General features: G+C 75.4%; 16 protein-coding genes. 7 read left to right on the forward strand and 9 right to left on the reverse strand.

Annotated features, from left to right (window positions below):
- Positions 1–31: 31 nt before the first annotated feature.
- Positions 32–1,150: an alkene reductase gene (locus ACIRBY_RS31280; protein WP_403906951.1), complete on the forward strand. Its 1,119-nt coding sequence runs from the start codon at positions 32–34 to the stop codon at positions 1,148–1,150.
- Here ACIRBY_RS31280 and ACIRBY_RS31285 read toward each other — a convergent pair.
- From ACIRBY_RS31285 to ACIRBY_RS31295, 3 genes are read right to left on the reverse strand one after another with little or no spacing between them, the layout of a single operon-like run.
- Positions 1,147–1,758, reverse strand: a complete 612-nt coding sequence (locus ACIRBY_RS31285; protein WP_403906954.1) for a TetR/AcrR family transcriptional regulator — start codon at positions 1,756–1,758, stop codon at positions 1,147–1,149. The genes ACIRBY_RS31280 and ACIRBY_RS31285 overlap by 4 nt on opposite strands.
- 36 nt (positions 1,759–1,794) lie before the next feature.
- Complete coding sequence (locus tag ACIRBY_RS31290) at positions 1,795–3,498, reverse strand: class I adenylate-forming enzyme family protein (RefSeq protein WP_403906956.1); 1,704 nt, start codon at positions 3,496–3,498, stop codon at positions 1,795–1,797.
- Positions 3,495–4,268, reverse strand: a complete 774-nt coding sequence (locus ACIRBY_RS31295) for an SDR family oxidoreductase (protein ID WP_403906959.1) — start codon at positions 4,266–4,268, stop codon at positions 3,495–3,497. Before ACIRBY_RS31295 ends, ACIRBY_RS31290 begins: the two co-directional genes overlap by 4 nt.
- A gap of 100 nt (positions 4,269–4,368) precedes the next feature.
- Between ACIRBY_RS31295 and ACIRBY_RS31300 the strand changes: the two genes are divergently transcribed.
- The 4 genes from ACIRBY_RS31300 (at position 4,369) to ACIRBY_RS31315 (ending at position 8,961) form a co-directional block, all read left to right on the forward strand.
- A complete protein-coding gene (locus tag ACIRBY_RS31300; RefSeq protein ID WP_403906961.1) occupies positions 4,369–5,616 on the forward strand; it encodes an exo-beta-N-acetylmuramidase NamZ domain-containing protein in 1,248 nt (415 codons plus the stop codon).
- Positions 5,617–5,899: 283 nt separating this feature from the next.
- Entirely contained in the window at positions 5,900–7,222 is a 1,323-nt protein-coding gene (locus ACIRBY_RS31305) for a serine-threonine protein kinase (RefSeq protein WP_403906963.1), read from the forward strand.
- Between the two features lie 159 nt (positions 7,223–7,381).
- Positions 7,382–7,981, forward strand: coding sequence for a hypothetical protein (locus tag ACIRBY_RS31310; protein WP_403906965.1), 600 nt, complete (start codon positions 7,382–7,384; stop codon positions 7,979–7,981).
- Between the two features lie 251 nt (positions 7,982–8,232).
- A complete protein-coding gene (locus ACIRBY_RS31315; protein ID WP_403906968.1) occupies positions 8,233–8,961 on the forward strand; it encodes a 3-keto-5-aminohexanoate cleavage protein in 729 nt (242 codons plus the stop codon).
- Here the strand turns inward: ACIRBY_RS31315 and soxR are convergent.
- A complete protein-coding gene (soxR, locus tag ACIRBY_RS31320) occupies positions 8,936–9,385 on the reverse strand; it encodes a redox-sensitive transcriptional activator SoxR (RefSeq protein WP_403906970.1) in 450 nt (149 codons plus the stop codon). The genes ACIRBY_RS31315 and soxR overlap by 26 nt on opposite strands.
- 115 nt (positions 9,386–9,500) lie before the next feature.
- On the opposite strand from soxR, the gene ACIRBY_RS31325 reads away from it, so the two are divergent.
- Entirely contained in the window at positions 9,501–9,962 is a 462-nt protein-coding gene (locus ACIRBY_RS31325; RefSeq protein WP_403906972.1) for a MaoC family dehydratase, read from the forward strand.
- Here the strand turns inward: ACIRBY_RS31325 and ACIRBY_RS31330 are convergent.
- Positions 9,953–10,597 (reverse strand): TetR/AcrR family transcriptional regulator, encoded by a 645-nt coding sequence (locus ACIRBY_RS31330; protein WP_403906974.1) that lies wholly within the window; start codon positions 10,595–10,597, stop codon positions 9,953–9,955. The two genes, ACIRBY_RS31325 and ACIRBY_RS31330, sit on opposite strands and share 10 nt — an antisense overlap.
- An 83-nt stretch (positions 10,598–10,680) precedes the next feature.
- Positions 10,681–11,835, reverse strand: coding sequence for an acyl-CoA dehydrogenase family protein (locus ACIRBY_RS31335; protein ID WP_403906976.1), 1,155 nt, complete (start codon positions 11,833–11,835; stop codon positions 10,681–10,683).
- A gap of 79 nt (positions 11,836–11,914) precedes the next feature.
- Between ACIRBY_RS31335 and ACIRBY_RS31340 the strand changes: the two genes are divergently transcribed.
- A complete protein-coding gene (locus tag ACIRBY_RS31340) occupies positions 11,915–12,598 on the forward strand; it encodes a TetR/AcrR family transcriptional regulator (protein WP_403906979.1) in 684 nt (227 codons plus the stop codon).
- Between the two features lie 113 nt (positions 12,599–12,711).
- Here ACIRBY_RS31340 and ACIRBY_RS31345 read toward each other — a convergent pair whose 3' ends face one another.
- From ACIRBY_RS31345 to ACIRBY_RS31355, 3 genes are all read right to left on the reverse strand, one after another.
- The gene (locus tag ACIRBY_RS31345) at positions 12,712–13,791 is read right to left on the reverse strand and encodes a Zn-dependent alcohol dehydrogenase (RefSeq protein WP_403906981.1); all 1,080 of its coding nucleotides are present in this window, start codon (positions 13,789–13,791) and stop codon (positions 12,712–12,714) included.
- Between the two features lie 68 nt (positions 13,792–13,859).
- On the reverse strand, positions 13,860–15,272 hold the full coding sequence (locus tag ACIRBY_RS31350; protein WP_403906984.1) for an aldehyde dehydrogenase family protein: 1,413 nt from the start codon (positions 15,270–15,272) through the stop codon (positions 13,860–13,862).
- A gap of 107 nt (positions 15,273–15,379) precedes the next feature.
- Complete coding sequence (locus tag ACIRBY_RS31355; RefSeq protein ID WP_403906986.1) at positions 15,380–16,876, reverse strand: CitMHS family transporter; 1,497 nt, start codon at positions 16,874–16,876, stop codon at positions 15,380–15,382.
- Positions 16,877–16,903: the final 27 nt, after the last annotated feature.

Genomic DNA, 16,903 nt, shown 5'->3' on the forward strand with positions numbered 1-16,903 from the left:
TGACACTGGTGTCAGGTTCTACGGTACCGGCATGACGCAGACACGACAGACCCCCACCGCCGGATCCCGCCTCTTCTCCTCCGTCCGCCTGGGCCCCCTCGACCTCCCCAACCGCCTGGTGATGGCCCCGCTGACCCGCAACCGCGCCGGAGCGGACGGGGTGCCCGGCCGGCCCATGGCCGACCACTACGCGCAGCGCGCCTCGGCGGGCCTGATCATCGCCGAGGGCACCACGCCGAACGCCGTCGGCCAGACCTATCCGCACATCCCGGGCATCCACACCCGGGCGCAGACCGCCGGCTGGCAGGAGGTCACCGGTGCCGTGCGCGCCGCCGGCGGGCGGGTGTTCCTCCAGATCCAGCACGGCGGCCGGATCGGCCACCCCGACACCAGCGGGCACGTCCCGCTCGCCCCCTCGGCCGTGGCGCTCCCGGAGCCGCTGCACACGGCCGCCGGCCTCCAGGACTCCGTCACGCCCCGCGCGATGACGGAGGAGGACATCCGCTCGACCATCGCCGACTTCGCGGACGCCGCCCGCAGGGCCGTGGACGCGGGCTTCGACGGGGTGGAGGTGCACGCCGCCAACGGCATGCTGCTCCACCAGTTCCTCGCCCGGAACACCAACCTGCGCACCGACGCCTGGGGCGGGCCGGTCGAGGGGCGGATCCGGTTCGCCGTCGAAGTGGTCCGGGCCGTCGCCGAGGCCGTCGGCCCGGAGCGGGTCGGGGTGCGCGTCTCCCCCGGACAGAACGTCAACGGCATCGAGGAGGGCGACACCGCGGAGATCTACCCGGCGCTCCTCGCGGCCCTCGCGGAGTTGGCCCCGGCCTACCTGCACGTGGTGTACGCCGACCCGGACGAGCCCTCCTTCGCGGCGTTGCGGCGGGCCTGGCCGGGCACGCTGATCGCCAACCCGAAGCTCTCCCGCGAGGAGGCCGCCGGCGACGCGGGCCTGGCGCGGGGCGAGCGGCTGCTGGCGGCGGGCGCCGACCTCGTCGCCCTCGGGCGGGGCTTCATCGCCAACCCCGACCTGGTGGAGCGCCTGCGCACGGGCGCACCGCTGAACGTGCTGCGCCCCGAGTTCCTGATGCACGTGCACGGCGAGGAGGGCTACAACGACTACCCGGCGCTGGCCCCCGCCCTCGTCTAGGGGCGCAGGGAGCGCAGCAGCAGGTCGGCGAGGTGGTCGGCCACCTGGTGCGGGGTGAGCGGGCCGTCCGCCCGGTACCAGGTGGAGAGGTGGTGCACGGAGCCGAAGTAATAGTCCACCACCAGGTCGGCGGGGGTGGCCGTGGCGAACACCCCGGTGCGCATGCCCTCCTCGACCAGCGCGCGGAACCGCTCGTGGTAGCGCCGGCGTTCGGCGCGGACCTGCTTGTACTTCTCCGGGCTCAGCTGGTGCATCGACCGGAAGAAGATCATCGCGTCGTCGAGGTTCTCGATCGTGGTGACGACGACATCGGCGGCCGCGGCCCGCAGCCGCTCCTCGACGGGGGCGTCGGATCCGGCCACGGCGTCGAGCCGCTGCTGCTGGAGGCGCAGCATCCGCGCGTACACCTCGTGCAGCAGGTCGTCCTTGGAGCCGAAGTAGTGGTAGAGGGCGCCCTTGGTGACCCCGGCCGCCTCGACGATCTCCTGGACGGAGGTGCGGTCGTAACCGCGCTCGGCGAACAGCCTGGTGGCGACGGCCAGCAGCCGCTGCGGCACCGGGGTGTCGCGGTCGCCGTCCCGGGGCCCCGCGGTGTTCGTGGCGGCCATGGTGCTCGCCTTCCTCTCCTGATCCTCCGACTGTTTTCAGCCGCGCTCGCGCAGTTCTCGTCGCAGGATCTTGCCACTGGTGGTCTGGGGAAGAACAGGCAGGACCTCGACCTGGCGCGGGTACTTGTAGGCGGCGAGGCGCTCGGCGCAGTACGCGGCGAGTTCGGCCGGCTCGGCGCGGGCGCCGGGGCGCAGGCTCACGTACGCCTTGACGGTCTCCCCGCGGTAGGCGTCGGGGACCCCGACCACGGCCGCGTCCCGGACGGCGGGGTGGGTGTGGAGCACGTCCTCGACCTCGCGCGGCCAGACCTTGAACCCCGAGGCGCTGATCATGTCCTTCTTGCGGTCGACCACGTAGAGCCAGCCGTCGGCGTCCATGAACCCGACGTCCCCGGTGCGCAGTTCGCCGTCCGGGAAGGCCCGGGCGGTCTCCTCGGGCAGCCCCCAGTAGCCGGGCACGACCTGCGGCCCGCGGACCGCTATCTCGCCGGTCTCGCCGAGGGGCAGCTCGGCGCCGTGCTCGTCGAGGATCCGGACGAGGGTCTGCGCGCCCGGGACGCCGACGGAGAGGGTCCCGCTGCCGGGGTCGACGGGGGCCTCGCGGTGCGCGGGGACGGAGGCGCAGGGGGCGGTGCACTCGGTGAGGCCGTAGCCGTTGCGCAGGTAGAACCCGAAGTCCGCGCGGAGGCGTGCGACGAGGGCGGGCGGGACCGGGGCCCCGCCGGAGGAGACCACCCGGAACGGGGCGAAGTGCTCGCGGGTGGCGGCGGGGTGCGCGGCGAGCGCGGTGAAGGCGGTGGCGGGCCCGATGGTGTAGGCGGGGCGGTGCTCCAGGAAGGCGTCGAGGACGGTCCCGGCGTCGAAGCGGCGGGTGAGGACGAGGGTGCCGGCGTTGACGAGGCAGGCGGCGAGCTCGCAGACCAGTCCGGTGATGTGGAACAGCGGCGCGAGCACGAAGTACCCGGCCCCCTCGGGGACGGGGTGCCCGGTGACCTGGCGGACGGCGTTGTAGGTGATCGCCCCGTGCGGGTTCATGGCGCCCTTGGGGGTGCCGGACGTCCCGGAGGTGTAGCTGATGAGCGCGATGTCCCCGGCGCCGAGCCGCGGGTCGTCCGGCGCGGGGTGGCCCCGGCGGGCCACGGCGAGCAGGTCGGCGGGGGCGTCCGGGGCCGCGTTGCGGGACCCGCCGGAGACCGGGGCCGGGGCCTGTGCCGGGGCCGGGGCCTGTGCCGGGAACACCCGGGGGTCGTTGCGGGTCTGGAAGTCGCCGGCGCGGGCCGTCACGACGGTCCGGACCCCGCTCCCCCGCACCGCCTCCCCCAGGTAGCCCTCCCAGGCCCCGTCCTCGCACACCAGCGCCACCGCACCCGAGTCGCCCAGCACGTGCCGCGTCTCGGCGGACTTGTACATCGGGTTGACCGGGACGACCACCGCCCCCGCCTTCCAGACGGCCAGCACGGCCAGCACGAAGTGCGGGGTGTTCTGCAGCATCACCGCGACCCGGTCGCCCCGCCGGACCCCCCGCCCCGCGAGGTACCCGGCCAGCGAGTCGGAGAGCGCGTCGGCCTCGGCGTACCCGACCCGCCCGTCGAAGTACGCCAGCGCGGCCCGCTCCGGCGCCCGCGCCACGGCCTCGCGGAAGGCGTCCAGCACGCTGGCCGGCGGCGCGACCGGCGCCAGCTGGGCGGCGCTCAGCCGGCCCAGCCACGGCCGGGCGGCGTACGGGGAGCCGCCCGTCACGAGGACTCCCACTTCCGCTGGAGCCGGTTCATGCCGCGCAGCCACCGCTCGGGCTGGGTCGCGCGCCCGGCGTAGTGGTCGGCCACCTCGGGGTGCGGGAGGATCAAGAACCGGCCCTTCTCCATGCCGTCGAACAGGGCGTCCGCGACCGCGTCCGGCTCGATCGCGGTCGGCGCCAGGACGAGCTCGCCCGCCGAGCCCGCGGCGGTCAGCATGTCGGTGCGCACGCCCTGCGGGCAGATGGCATGGACCTGCACGCCCCGGTGGCGGTAGGTCAGCGAGAGCCATTCCGCGAAGGCGAGGGCACCGTGCTTGGTGACACTGTACGGCGCGGCCCCGATCATCGTGAGCAGGCCGGCGGCCGAGACCGTGGACACGAAGCGCCCCGCGCCCCGCTCCAGCCAGTCGGGCAGCAGCGCCCGGGCGGCGCGCACGTGCGCCATGACGTTGACGTCCCAGGCCGCCTCCCAGACGGCCTCCTCGGCGAAGGCGTCGCCGCCCGAGGCGAGTCCGGCGTTGGCGCAGTACACGTCCACCCGCCCGCCGAGCGCCTCGCGGGCCTCTCCGACGATCGCGGAGGCGTCGCCGGGCACGGCGAGCGCGCGGTCGCCGATGGCGGCGGCCACGGCGGAGGCCCGGGCCGGGTCGAGGTCGTTGACGACGACGGTGGCCCCCTCGGCGGCGAAGCGGTGGGCGAGGGCCGCGCCGATGCCTCCGCCCGCGCCGGTGACGACGACTCGCTGGTCCTGGTACGCGCTCACGGGGATCACCTTTCGCCGCCGGCCGCCGGGCCCGTGGGGCACCGGATCCCGGGCAGACTAACCAGTCGGTATGTCGGGGCGGAAGGGGGCCGCGCCCCAGCATGGCGGGATGACGCTGTCACGACGCGGACTGCTGGGACTGGCGGGGGCCGCGGGGGCCACGGGTGCGGTCGGGGCGGGCGTGCCCGCCGGCCCCCGGCCGCCCGGCCGGGTCCGCACCGGCTTCGACCGGCTGGCCGCGGGCGGGTACGCGGAGCTCGCCGGGCGGCGGGTCGGGGTGGTCACCAACCAGACCGGGATCACCGCCGACGCCCGCCACCTGGTCGACGTGATGCACGCCGACGCACGGGTGGACCTGGTGGCGGTGTTCGGGCCGGAGCACGGCTTCCGGGGCACCGCGCAGGCGGGCGGCTCCGAGGGGGCCGGACGCGATCCGGCGACGGGGCTGCCCGTCTACGACGCGTACGGCAGGAGCGGGCGGCAGCTCGCGGACCTCTTCACCGCGGCGGGGATCGACACGCTGGTCTTTGACCTCCAGGACGTCGGCGCGCGCTTCTACACCTACGTCTGGACCCTCTACGACTGCATGCGCGCGGCCGCGGCGGCCGGCAAGGAGGTCGTGGTCCTGGACCGGCCCAACCCGGTCGGCGGGCTCCGGGCGGCCGGGCCCGTGCTGGACCGGCCGTACGCGAGCTTCGTGGGCCGCGAGCCGATCGCGCTCGCGCACGGGATGACGGTGGCCGAGCTGGCCCGGCTGTTCCACGGGGAGTTCCTCGGGGGCGCCGGGCCGCGGCTGCGGACGGTGCCGATGGCGGGCTGGCGGCGGGGGTCGTTCTTCGGGGAGACCGGCCTGCCGTGGGTGCCGCCGAGCCCCAACGTGCCCACCCCGGACACGGCGCTCGTGTACGCCGGCACCTGCCTGTTCGAGGGCACCACCCTGTCGGAGGGCCGGGGCACGACCACCCCCTTCGAGCTGGTCGGCGCGGAGGGCGTCGACCGGCGGTGGGCGGAGGCGGCGAACGGGCTGGGGCTGGCGGGGGTGTGGTTCCGGGAGGCCTGGTTCACCCCGGCCTTCTCCAAGCACGCGGGAAGGGTGTGCGGCGGGATCCGGCTGGTCGTGCACGACCGGGAGGCCTTCGATCCGGTGCGGGCGGGGATCGGGCTGCTGGTCACGGCGCGGCGGGCGTGGAGCGGGTTCGGCTGGCGGGAGGACCGCTGGATCGACCGGCTGACCGGGTCGGACCGGGTGCGGACGCTGGTGGACGCGGGGGCGGGGGTGGAGGAGATCGCGGGCGACTGGGCGGCGGGGCTGGCACGGTTCGCGGCGGTGCGGGAGGAGTACCTGCTCTACCCGTGACCGGCCCGGGACCGGTGCTTCCGGGTGCCGCCGCCGCTGCCGCGGGTCCCGCCGGACCGGTGCTTCCGGGTGCCGCCCGGCCGCGGCCCGGGTCCCGCCGGACCGGTGCTTCCGGGTGCCGCCCGGCCGCGGCCCGGGTCCCGCCGGACCGGTGCTTCCGGGTGCCGCCCGGCGGCGGCCCGGGTCCCGTCCGGACCGGTGCTGCCGCGGGTCTGGCCGTCGCGGCCCCGCGGCGGGATGCTGCGACCGACCCGGAGCAGGGCTCGCGCGGAAGGGGTGCGTCATGGCGGACGGCGGAGCGGGGATCGGGGTCGGGCCGTACCAGGAGCTGACCTTCGACGCCCAGGGGGACGTGGACCCGGCCACGCGGGCCGCGGTGGCCCGGATGGAGGCGACCGACCTGCTGGTCTTCGCCCACGGGTGGAACAGCGACCGCTCCACGGCGACCCGGCTGTACGACAGCTTCTTCGCCCCCTTCCCCGGGCTGGTGGGGTCGGGGGTGCGGCTGGGATACGTGGGGGTGGTGTGGCCCTCGATCCGGTTCTCCGACGAGCCGATACCGGACTTCGATCCGCACGGCGCGCTGGCTGAGGCCCCAGCCGCCGGCCCCGCCCTGGACGCGGCGACCCGCGGGGCGCTGGACGCGTTCTGGCCCGGGCGGGGCCCGGAGCTGGACCGGATCGCGGCGCTGCTGGAGGAGCGGCCCGACGCCGGGGCCGCGTTCACCGAGTTCGCGGCGCTGGTGCGGGAGCTCGTGGGCGCGGGGCCGGCGGGTCCGCCGGCGGTGGCGGCGCCCGGGGTGCCGGACGTCTTCTCCCTGGACGCGGTGGCGGTGTGCCGCGCCCTGACCGCCGCCCTGGCCGAGGCGGGCGCGGCCGCCGGGGAGGACCCGCCGGGTCCCGCGCCGGACGGGGCCCGGGCGGGCTTCGCGCCGGGCGACGGGCTGCGCGCCCTGTGGGGCGGCGCCAAGGAGCTGCTGCGCCAGGCGACGTACTACGAGATGAAGAGACGGGCCGGGGTGGTCGGCGAGCACGGGCTCGGGCCGGTGCTGACGGACCTCGCGGGGCGCCGGCCCGCCCTGCGCTTCCACCTCATCGGCCACAGCTTCGGGGCGCGGGTGGTGTCGTTCTCCCTGCGCGCCGTGCCGGAGGGGGCGCGCCACGTGAAGTCGCTGACGCTGCTCCAGGGGGCCTTCTCCCACTACGCGTTCAGCGACCGGCTCCCCCACGACCCGGGGCGCGGCGGCGTCCTGCGCGGGCTCCATCGCCGGGTGGACGGACCGGTGGTGGCCTGCCATTCCTCCCACGACTCGGCGCTCGGTGTGTTCTATCCGCTGGCCTCCCGGATGGCGGGGGATTCGGCCGGTCTGCTCGGCTTCGACGAACGGTGGGGCGCGATCGGGCACGACGGGGTGCAGGCGGTGCCGGGCGCCCCGCGGATGGCCCTGGACAGGGCCCTGAGCGGGGGGCTTCCCGGGACCGGCTGCGTCAGTGTGGACGCGGGTTCCGTGGTTCGCCGCGGCGGCGCCCCGTCGGGGGCGCACAGCGACATCTGCCACGAGGAGCTGGCCCGGATCGTGGTCGGCGCGGGGCGCATGGGGCGCTGACTTCCGGCCATGTGCCACCCGCACGCCTCGACCGCCCCCGCATGCGCCCGCATCCCCTCGGGCATGTTGGGCACATCGGGGCGGGCTGCTTCGTTCTACGCGGTAGCACGGAACGGGACGGGTGCATACAGGCGGGGGTACGGCGGAGGTGAAGGTACGGTGGCGGGTTTTCGGAGTCTGGCCTACCAGGTGCGCGACGCGCGCAACGACCGGGCCCTGCGGCGCCATTCGCTGCGCCGGTGCCTGGAGCGGTTCGCGCCCTACGGGCACCGGGCGACGTGGTGGCACCTGTGCGACCGGCACGGGATCGCCCCGGAGGACCGGGGCGCGGATCCGCTGCGGCTGGTCGCGGCGCTGGAAGAGCTGGAGGACGCGCGGGCGGTCTGGCTGGAGTACGAGAAGCAGTTCGCGGAGCGGCGCAGACGCGAGAAGCACGACGGGGTGCGGCAGCCGGAGTGGGCCTGGGGCGGCAGCGGGGACGCCGTGGTGCGGTGCGCCGATCCGGGCGTACGGCCGGAGGGGACGCTCGGCGAGGTGCTGAGACGGCTGGTGCGGGCGCTGGAGTCGGAGCCGGGGACGGCGTGCCCGGTCTGCGGCGAGCACGAACTGCGCTGGTCTCCCGCGCTGTCGGGGCCGGCGGCGTGGGGCGGGGCCTGGGCGTGGGACGGGCCGGTGTGCGGGGGCTGCGGGATCGTGGTGCCGCGGCCGGCGCTGGCGGACGCGGCGGTGGTGCATCCGGCGTCGGCGGACGCGGCATGAGCGCGGCGGGGCCCGGCGGGCCGGGGTCCGGCGCGGCGGGCGGGGGCGGTCGCCCGTCCGGGGGCCGTGCCGCAGGTGGCGGCCCCGGTGCGGGCGGCCCCGAAACGGGCCGTGCCGAAACGGGCCGTGCCGAAACGGGCCGTGCCGACGCGGGCGGCGCCTACGTGGGCGGCGCCGGTGGCGGCGGGGCCGGCGCTGGCCGTGCCGCCGGTGGCGGCGGCGACCCGGGCGGGGGCGGGCGGGGTCCTGCGGTGCAGGTCGCGCTGAACGGCTCGCGTGGCGCCGGCGACGGGGGCGCGGTGCCGCTGTCCCCGGCGGATCTGGCGGAGTCCGCGCTGGCCGCCGTCGCGGCCGGGGCCGGTGAGGTACTCGTGCATCCCAGGACCCCGTGCGGGCGGGAGAGCCTCTCGCCCCGGGTGGTCGGGCCGCTGCTGACGGAGTTGCGCGGCGCGGGGGTCCGCGTACCGCTGTCGGTGCCGGCGGGGGTCGCGGCCGAGCCGGATCCGGCCGGGCGGCTGGAGCGGGTGCGCTCCTGGAGCGTGCTGCCGGACCGGGCGGTGGTGCCGTTCGCGGAGCCGGGCGCGCGACGGCTGGGGCGGGCCCTGCTGGAGCGCGGGGTGGCGGTGGACGCCGTGGTGCCGCTGGGCGGCGGGGCCGGGACGGAGCCGCTGGCGCGCTTCCTGGCGTGGAGCCCGCCGGCGCACGGGCGGGTCCGGCTGGTCGTGGAGCTGGCGGAGGACGACCCGGCACTGGTCGCGGGGCTGCGCTGGCTGCCGCCGGTGCCGGTCGTGCTGTACGGGCGGGAGGACGCGGCCTGGCCCGTGCTGCGGCTGGCCGCGCGGTGCGGCGCCGGGGTGCGGATCGGCGTGGCGGAGGTGCTGGTCCTGCCCGACGGGCGGCCGGCGCGTTCGAACGCCGAACTCGTCTCGGCCGCCCTGGAGTTGTGGCGGGACGCTAGGACGACAGCCGGGAGCCGGTGAGGTTCTCGCCGAAGGCGTCGTCCGGGTTGGACAGCGCGCAGTTCTTCAGCGAGAGGCAGCCGCAGCCGATGCAGTCCGACAAGTGGTCGCGCAGCCGGCTGAGTTGGCTGATCCGTCGGTCGAGCTCGGTGCGCCAGTCCTCGGACAGCCGGGCCCAGTCCTCCCGGGTGGGGGTGCGCTCCTCGGGCAGTTGGGACAGCGCGTCGCGGATGTGGGCGAGGGGGATCCCGACGCGCTGGGCGGCGCGCACGAAGGCGACCCTGCGCAGGGTCTCACGGGTGTAGCGCCGCTGGTTGCCGGGGGTCCGGCGGCTGCTGATCAGGCCCTTGGTCTCGTAGAAGTGCAGGGCGGACACGGCCGCCCCGCTGCGCGCGGACAGCTGACCGACGGTGAGTTCGTGGACTTTCTCCGGAATCTGCGGCACGTGTCCGAGGGTAGTCGCAGGTCCGTTGACAGACGCGCGGGGCCCCCAGCATGCTGAGCAAGCGCTTATTCACATCGTTTGCAGGGTCGGATCCAGTGGAAGACGGGGGCAGGGCATGGCCGAACCGAGGATCTTCACGTCCGCCGAGGAGCTGCACGCCGCGATCGGCGAACCGCTCGGGCCGAGCGGGTGGCTGGAGGTGGACCAGAAGCGGATCGACCTCTTCGCGGACGCGACCGGCGACCACCAGTGGATCCACGTGGACCCGGAACGGGCCGCCTCCGGACCCTTCGGCTCCACCATCGCGCACGGCTACCTGACGCTGTCCTTGCTGCCCAGCCTGGTGCCGCAGGTCATGCGGGTCGAGGGCATGCGGATGGGCATCAACTACGGCCTGGGCAAGGTGCGTTTCCCGGCGCCGGTGCCGGTCGGCTCGCGGCTGCGCGCCACCGCCGTGATCACGGAGGTCACGGAGGCGGGCGGCGGGGTGCAGGTCGCGGCGACGGTGACGGTCGAGCGCGAGGGCGGCGAGAAGCCGGTGTGCGTGGCGGAGTCGCTGTCCCGCTACTACTTCTGACCGGGCCCGGCCGCCGGGCGCGCGCCCACCATCCGCAGGACGAGGTCGGCGTAGAGGGCGCCGACCTCGTCGGGGGTGCGCCGGCCGTCCGCGTTGAACCAGCGGGCCACGTCGATGCACAGGGACAGCACGGCGAGGGTGGTGCCCGGGACGTCGGGGACGTCGAACTCCCCCGCCCGCACGCCCTCCGCGAGGATGCGCCGTACGGCGGCGTCGCTGAGGCGGCGCAGGGCGACGATCTCGGAGCGGTGCTCCGGGGCGAGGGCGTCGAGCTCGTACTGGACCACGCGCGCGGTGGTGTGGTGCGCGGCGTGCCAGCGCACGAAGGACCGCACGGCGGCGTCGAGCCGCTCGGCCGCCGCCCCCGGGCCGGAGGCGGCGGTCTCCAGGATCTCCAGGGCCTTGTCGTGGCCGATGCGGCTGATCCGGTGGAGGAGCTCTTCCTTGGTCTTGTAGTGGATGTAGAGGGCGGCGGGGCTCATGCCCGCGCGGCCCGCGATGTCGCGGGTGGTGGTCGCGTGGTAGCCGCGCTCCGCGAAGGCCTCGACGGCGGCCACGAGCAGGCGCCGCGCGGCGTCCGGGGTGACCTCCGACCACGCCTGGTAGCCGTCGGTGGTCTCCGCCGCGCTGTCCATCGCTCACCTCTCCGCCCTGTAGGAATGGAACAGCTTACCGGAGGGTGAGCAAGCGCTTAGGAACCCTGGTGCGGGCCCGGCCCTCAGAAGGCGGAGACCCCGGTGCGGGCACGGCCGATGAGCAGCTTCTGGATCTGGCTGGTGCCTTCGTAGAGGGTCATGACGCGGGCGTCGCGCAGCAGCTTCCCAGCCGGGTACTCGTCGATGTACCCGTAGCCGCCGTGCACCTGGAGGGCGTTGGAGGCGGCGCGCACGGCGGCCTCGGAGGCGAAGAGCTTGGCGGTGGAGGCCTCGGTGGCGAAGGGCCGCCCCCGGTCGACGAGGTCGGCGACCCGCCAGGTGAGCAGCCGGGCCGCGTCCACGTCGACGGAGATGTCGGCGATCAGCTCCTGGACCAGCTGGTGGTGGGCGATCGGCTTGCCGAACTGCTCGCGCCGCGCGGCGTAGGAGACGGCCGCGTCCAGGGCCGCCTGGGCGATGCCGACGCATCCGGCGGCGACCGACATCCGGCCCTTGGCGAGGGCCGACATGGCGACGGAGAAGCCCTGGCCCTCGGGCCCGAGCATCGCGGAGGCGGGGACGCGGACGCCGTCGAGGGTCAGCTCGGCGGTGGCCTGGCCGCGCAGGCCGAGCTTGCCGTGGACCTCCCGGCGCGTCAGGCCGGGGGCGTCGGCGGGGACGAGGAAGGCGGAGATCCCGCGGTGGCCGGGCGCGGCGGGGTCGGTCCGGGCGAACAGCAGGACCACGTCGGCCCAGGTGCCGTTGGTGATGAACATCTTGCTGCCGCTGATGACGTACGCGTCCCCGTCGCGGACGGCGCGCGTGGCGAGGGAGGCCGCGTCGGAGCCGGTGCCGGGCTCGGTCAGGCCGAAACAGCCGAGCGCCGCGCCGGAGCAGAGGCGGGGCAGCCAGGACCGCTTCTGCTCCTCGGTCCCCCAGGCGGCGACGGTCTTGGCGACGAGCCCGAGGGAGACGGAGACGATGCCGCGCACGGCGGAGTCCCCGCGACCGAGCTCCTCGGTGACCAGCACGTAGGAGAGGTGGTCGCCGCCGGAGCCGCCGTACTCCTCGGGGACGGTCAGGCCGAGGAAGCCGAGGTCCCCGAGCTTCTTCACGATCGACCGGTCCACGCTCTCGGCGCGGTCCCACGCGGCGGCGTGCGGGGAGACCTCGCGGTCGGTGAACGCGCGGGCGAGGCGGCGCACGGCCTCCTGCTCCTCGCTGAGCTCCAGGTTCACGGGTCCCTCCGGGTGGCGTGGGGCGCGGCTTTAACTAGCAGCGCTAGTTTATGGCGGGGCAGGGCCTACTATGTGGCGCATGGCCAGACCGCGCAAGCCCCTCCTCAGCAGAGACCGCATCGTCGAGGCGGCGGGGGAGCTGGTGGACGCGGAGGGGCTGGAGGCGGTCTCGACGCGGCGGCTCGCGGCCGCGCTCGGGGTGAGCGGCCCGTCCCTCTACAACCACTTCCGGACGAAGGACGAGATCCTGGAGGCGGTGGCGGACGCGGTGAGCGCGCGCGTCGACCTGTCGGTGTTCGACGCCGCGGGCTCCGGTGCGGACGGAGAGGCGGAGGCGGGCCCGGACTGGCGGGGGGCGCTACACGCCTGGGCCCACTCCTACCGGGACGCCCTGGCCGACCACCCGAACATCGTGCCGGTACTGGCCCGGGGCCCGGGCCGCCGCCCGGCGGGGCTGCGCCTGGCGGACGCGGTGTTCGGCGCCATGACGGCGGCGGGCTGGCCCCCGGCCCACGCGACGCGGATCGGCGCCCTGATGCGGTACTTCATCCTGGGCTCGGCGGTGGCCTCCTTCGCCGGGGGCTTCGTGGACGACGAGACGGCGTACGACCCGGCGGACTACCCGCACCTGGGCCAGGCCCACCTCCTGGCGGACCGCAGGCGCGAGGTGGACGAGGGCGCCTTCGAAACGGGCCTCACGGCCCTCCTGGACGGCCTGGCCCTCCAGTACGAAGCCCTCCGCCCCACCCCACAGACCCCCTGACCGGGCCGGCTGCCCGCGCCGGAGCCCCGGGCCGCGCCGGAGCCCCGGCCCACGCTCAGGCCCCGGCTCACGCGCACGCCCCGCTCCGCACCCAGGTCCCGGGCCCGCGCCGGCTAGAACACGACCAGCGACCGCCCGCCCTTGCCGGCGACCATCGCCTCGAACGCGGCCGGGATCCCCTCCAGCCCGATCCGGTCGGTGACCATCGCCCCGAGGTCGAGCCGCCCGGCCCGCACGTGCTCGGCGATCACCGGAAGGTCCCGCGCCGGGTCGCTGTTCCCGTACACGCACCCGCTGAGCGTCCGCGCGAAGTGGAAGATCTCCAGCGCGTGGAAGGAGACCCGCTGCTCCTTCCCCCCGATGCCGACGACCGTCGTCCGCCCGCCCCGCCGGGTCGAGTCCCAGGCCGCCCGGATGGTCTCCGCCCGCCCCACGCACTCCACGGCGACATCGGCGCCCCGCCCGCCGGTCAGCGCACGGACCTCCTTCGCGGTGGTCTCGGAGGCGAGCACGAACGCGGTGGCCCCGGCGGCCCGGGCGAGCTCCTCCTTGGCCGGGGAGACGTCGACCGCCACGACCGGCCCCGCCCCGGCGATCCGCGCCGCCTGGAGGGCCGCGAGGCCGACGCCGCCGACGCCGAACACCGCCACCGACTCCCCCGGCCGGACCTGCGCGCTGTGGCGCACGGCCCCGTAGCCGGTCAGCACCGCGCAGCCCAGCAGCGCGGCCTCCTGGAGCGGGATCCCGGCGGGCGCGGGCAGCACGCAGTTCGCCGCGACGACCGTCTCCTCGGCGAACGCGGCGACGTTCAGCCCGGGGTGCAGTTCCACGCCCTGGGCGTCGTGGGCGTGGACCGCCCCGACCCCGGACAGGGCCTTGACGCAGAGCCAGACCTCGCCGATCCCGCAGTGGTGGCACTCCCCGCAGGACGGGGCCCAGTTGAGCACCACCCCGTCGCCCGGGGCGACATGGGTCACGCCCTCCCCGACGGCGAGGACCGTCCCCGCGCCCTCGTGGCCGAGGACGGCGGGGACGGGCACCCTCATGGTGCCGTCGGCGAGGGAGAGGTCGGAGTGGCAGACGCCGGCCGCGGCGAGCCGCACCCGGACCTGTCCGGGTCCGGGATCGGGCAGCACGATCTCCCGTATCTCCAGCGGGGCTCCGACGGCGGGCAGGATGGCGGCGCGGACCATGGTCGTCGTCTCCGTCTCGTGTGTGCGGGGGCTCGGGCGCCGGGGTTCGGACCCGGCCCGGGGCGTGTTCAGAACTGCAGGGACTTGGTCTGGAGGTACTCCCCCAGGCCGTGCGGGCCCAGCTCGCGGCCGACGCCCGACTGCTTGTAGCCGCCGAAGGGCGCGAGCACGTTGAAGCGGCCGCCGTTGATGTCCACCTGCCCGGTGTCCATGCGGCGGGCGAACGCCACGGCCGTCTCGGCGTCCGCCGCCCACACCGCGCCGCCCAGGCCGTAGACGGTGCTGTTGGCGATCCGCAGGGCCTCGTCCTCGTCCTCGTAGGAGAGGATCGCCAGCACGGGGCCGAAGATCTCCTCCTGGGCGATGGTCATGTCGGGGGTGACGTCGGCGAAGACGGTCGGGGCGACGAAGTACCCGCGCTCGCGGGGCGCGTCGAGGCCGCCCGCGACCAGGCGCGCGCCTTCCTCGACGCCCTTGCCGATGTATCCCCGCACCCGGTCGCGCTGGGTGGCGTTGACGACCGGCCCGAGGCGGGTGCCCGGGTCGCGGGGGTCGCCCGAGGGGTACTTGGCGACGGTGGCGGCCGCGAGGGCGACGGCCTCCTCGTACTGCTCCCGGTGGACGAGCATGCGGGTGAGCGCGTTGCAGCTCTGGCCGGTGTTGTTCATGACGTGTCCGACGCCCGCCGCGACGGCCTTGGCCAGGTCGGCCCCGGGCAGGATGACGTTCGCCGACTTGCCGCCGAGTTCGAGGGCGACGCGCTTGACGGCGGCGCCGGCGATGGCGCCGATCTTGCGGCCGACGGCGGTCGAGCCGGTGAAGGAGACGAGGTCGACCCCCTCGTGCTCGGCGAGTGCCTGGCCGGCGACCGGGCCGGTGCCGGTGACGAGGTTGAAGACCCCGGCCGGGACGCCCGCCTCGTGCACGGCTTCGGCGAAGAGCTGTGCGGTCAGCGGGGTGTCCTCGGCCGGCTTGAGGACGATGGTGCAGCCGGCGGCGAGAGCGGGTGCCACCTTGGCAACGACCTGGTGCAGGGGATAGTTCCAGGGCGTGATCGCCCCGACCACGCCGACCGGCTCCAGGAACACGGTCGAGTTGCCGAGCCGCTCCTCGAAGGCGTACGAGGCGGCCAGCTCGGCGTACGAGGAGGCGACCGCGACGGGCGCGCCGACGTGCACCGCCTCCGCGAAGCCGATCGGCGAGCCGAGTTCGGCGGTGACCGTCTCCGCGAACTCGGCCTTGCGGGCGACGAGCACGTCCCGCAGGGCCCCGATCAGCGCGGCCCGCTCGGCGGGAGGAGTGGCCGCCCAGCCCGGGAAGGCCGCGCGGGCGGCCCGTACGGCCGCGTCCACGTCCTCGGCGCTGCCGGCCGGGACGCCGGCGATGACCTGCTCGTCGGCCGGGTTGACGACCTCGATGCGGCCGGATCCGGCGGCGGGCCGCCACTCCCCGCCGATGTACATCCCGTCGTGGGCCTTCATCGCATTCCTCCCGAGCACGCACGAGCGCGTAAGACGCGCTGACCTGACGTCGCGACCACCCTACAAACTAGCGCCGGTAGTTTTCGGACGGCCAGGGGTGGCGCGGGTCAGATGATGCCGAAAAGCATCCCCGCCCCGAGGACGACGAGGGAGGTGAGGGCCGCCCATTTCACGGTGAACCGGGTGTGGTCGCCGAACTCGACCCCGGCCATGCCGACGAGGACGTAGACGGCCGGAACCAGCGGGCTGGACATGTGCAGGGCCTGGCCGACCAGGGCGGCGCGGGCGATCTCGAGCGGGGGGACCCCGTGGGCGGCGCCCGCCTCGGCCAGGACCGGCAGGACGCCGAAGTAGAAGCCGTCGTTCGACATGAAGTAGGTGAGGGGCAGGCTCAGCAGGCCGGTGACCAGGGCCATGTGCGGGCCCATGCCGTCGGGGATCGCGCCGACCAGCCAGTCGGCCATGTGCTTGACCATGCCGGTGCCGGAGAGGACGCCGGTGAACACGGCGGCGGCGAAGACCATGCCGGCGACGTTGAGGACGTTGTCGGCGTGGGCGGCGATCCGGGCCTTCTGGTCGGGCATGTGCGGGAAGTTCACCGTCAGGGCGAGCGCGGCGCCGAGGAGGAAGAGCACCGGGATGGGGAGCAACTCCATGATCATCGCGGTGAGCAGGGCGGCGGTGAGGGCCGCGTTGAACCAGTAGAGGCGCGGGCGCAGGGTCGGCCGGCGGGGGTCGAGGCCCTGGATGTCCTCGGGACCGTGCGCGGGGGCGGAGCCGCCGGCCGCGGGCGCGGAGTCACCGGCCACGGGGGCGGAGCCGCCGGCCGCGGGTGCGGGGGCCGCGGGTGCGGCGGGGCCGCCGGAGCCGCCGGCGGAGGAACCCCCGGCCGCCGCCTTCGCCCCGGATCCGGCCGCGACCAGGGTCCCGGACCCCGCCTCGGCCTCTGCCCCGGCCTCCTCCACGGCCGCGTCCCCGGGCAGGGCCAGGGAGCCGACCCGGCGGCGCTCGCGCAGGCCCAGCGCGTAGGCCAGGACGAACACGAAGACCAGGCCGACGGCCAGGGCCGGGATCATCGGGACGAAGACGTCCGCCGCGTCGAGCTTCAGCGCGGTGGCGGCGCGGGCGGTGGGACCGCCCCAGGGCAGGGTGTTCATGACGCCGTTGGCGGTCGCGGCGACACCGGTCATGACCACCAGGCTGAGGCCGAGCCGCTTGTAGAGCGGGTACATGGCCGAAACGGTGATCATGAAGGTGGTCGACCCGTCCCCGTCGAGGGAGACGACCGCCGCGAGGACCGCCGTGCCGACCACCACCCGCATGGGGTCGGCCTTGCAGAACCGCAGGATGCCCCGGACGACCGGGTCGAAGAGGCCGACGTCGATCATCACGCCGAAGTAGACGATGGCGAACATCAGCATGGCCGCGGTCGGCGCGAGCTTGCCGACCCCGTCGATGACGTAGTCCCCCAGGTGCGCGCCCTTTCCGGCGAACACGCAGAAGAGCGCGGGGATGAGGACGAGCGCCGCGATGGGCGACATTTTCTTCAGCATGATCAGGACCAGGAAGGTCGCGATCATGGCGAAGCCGAGGAAGGTCAGCATGCAGGGAAGGTAGGTGCCGCCTCCTGG

This window comes from Streptomyces sp. NPDC096136 (assembly GCF_044763325.1).
Taxonomy (GTDB): domain Bacteria; phylum Actinomycetota; class Actinomycetes; order Streptomycetales; family Streptomycetaceae; genus Streptomyces.

Bases quoted from the DNA above. Each gene is read 5' to 3' on its own strand.
- ACIRBY_RS31280 (WP_403906951.1), top strand. From the start codon at position 32: ATGACGCAGACACGACAGACCCCCACCGCCGGATCCCGCCTCTTCTCC.
- ACIRBY_RS31285 (WP_403906954.1), bottom strand. From the start codon at position 1,758: ATGGCCGCCACGAACACCGCGGGGCCCCGGGACGGCGACCGCGACACC.
- ACIRBY_RS31300 (WP_403906961.1), top strand. From the start codon at position 4,369: ATGACGCTGTCACGACGCGGACTGCTGGGACTGGCGGGGGCCGCGGGG.
- ACIRBY_RS31305 (WP_403906963.1), top strand. From the start codon at position 5,900: ATGGCGGACGGCGGAGCGGGGATCGGGGTCGGGCCGTACCAGGAGCTG.
- ACIRBY_RS31325 (WP_403906972.1), top strand. From the start codon at position 9,501: ATGGCCGAACCGAGGATCTTCACGTCCGCCGAGGAGCTGCACGCCGCG.
- ACIRBY_RS31330 (WP_403906974.1), bottom strand. From the start codon at position 10,597: ATGGACAGCGCGGCGGAGACCACCGACGGCTACCAGGCGTGGTCGGAG.
- ACIRBY_RS31340 (WP_403906979.1), top strand. From the start codon at position 11,915: ATGGCCAGACCGCGCAAGCCCCTCCTCAGCAGAGACCGCATCGTCGAG.
- ACIRBY_RS31345 (WP_403906981.1), bottom strand. From the start codon at position 13,791: ATGGTCCGCGCCGCCATCCTGCCCGCCGTCGGAGCCCCGCTGGAGATA.
- ACIRBY_RS31350 (WP_403906984.1), bottom strand. From the start codon at position 15,272: ATGAAGGCCCACGACGGGATGTACATCGGCGGGGAGTGGCGGCCCGCC.
- ACIRBY_RS31355 (WP_403906986.1), bottom strand. From the start codon at position 16,876: ATGCTGACCTTCCTCGGCTTCGCCATGATCGCGACCTTCCTGGTCCTG.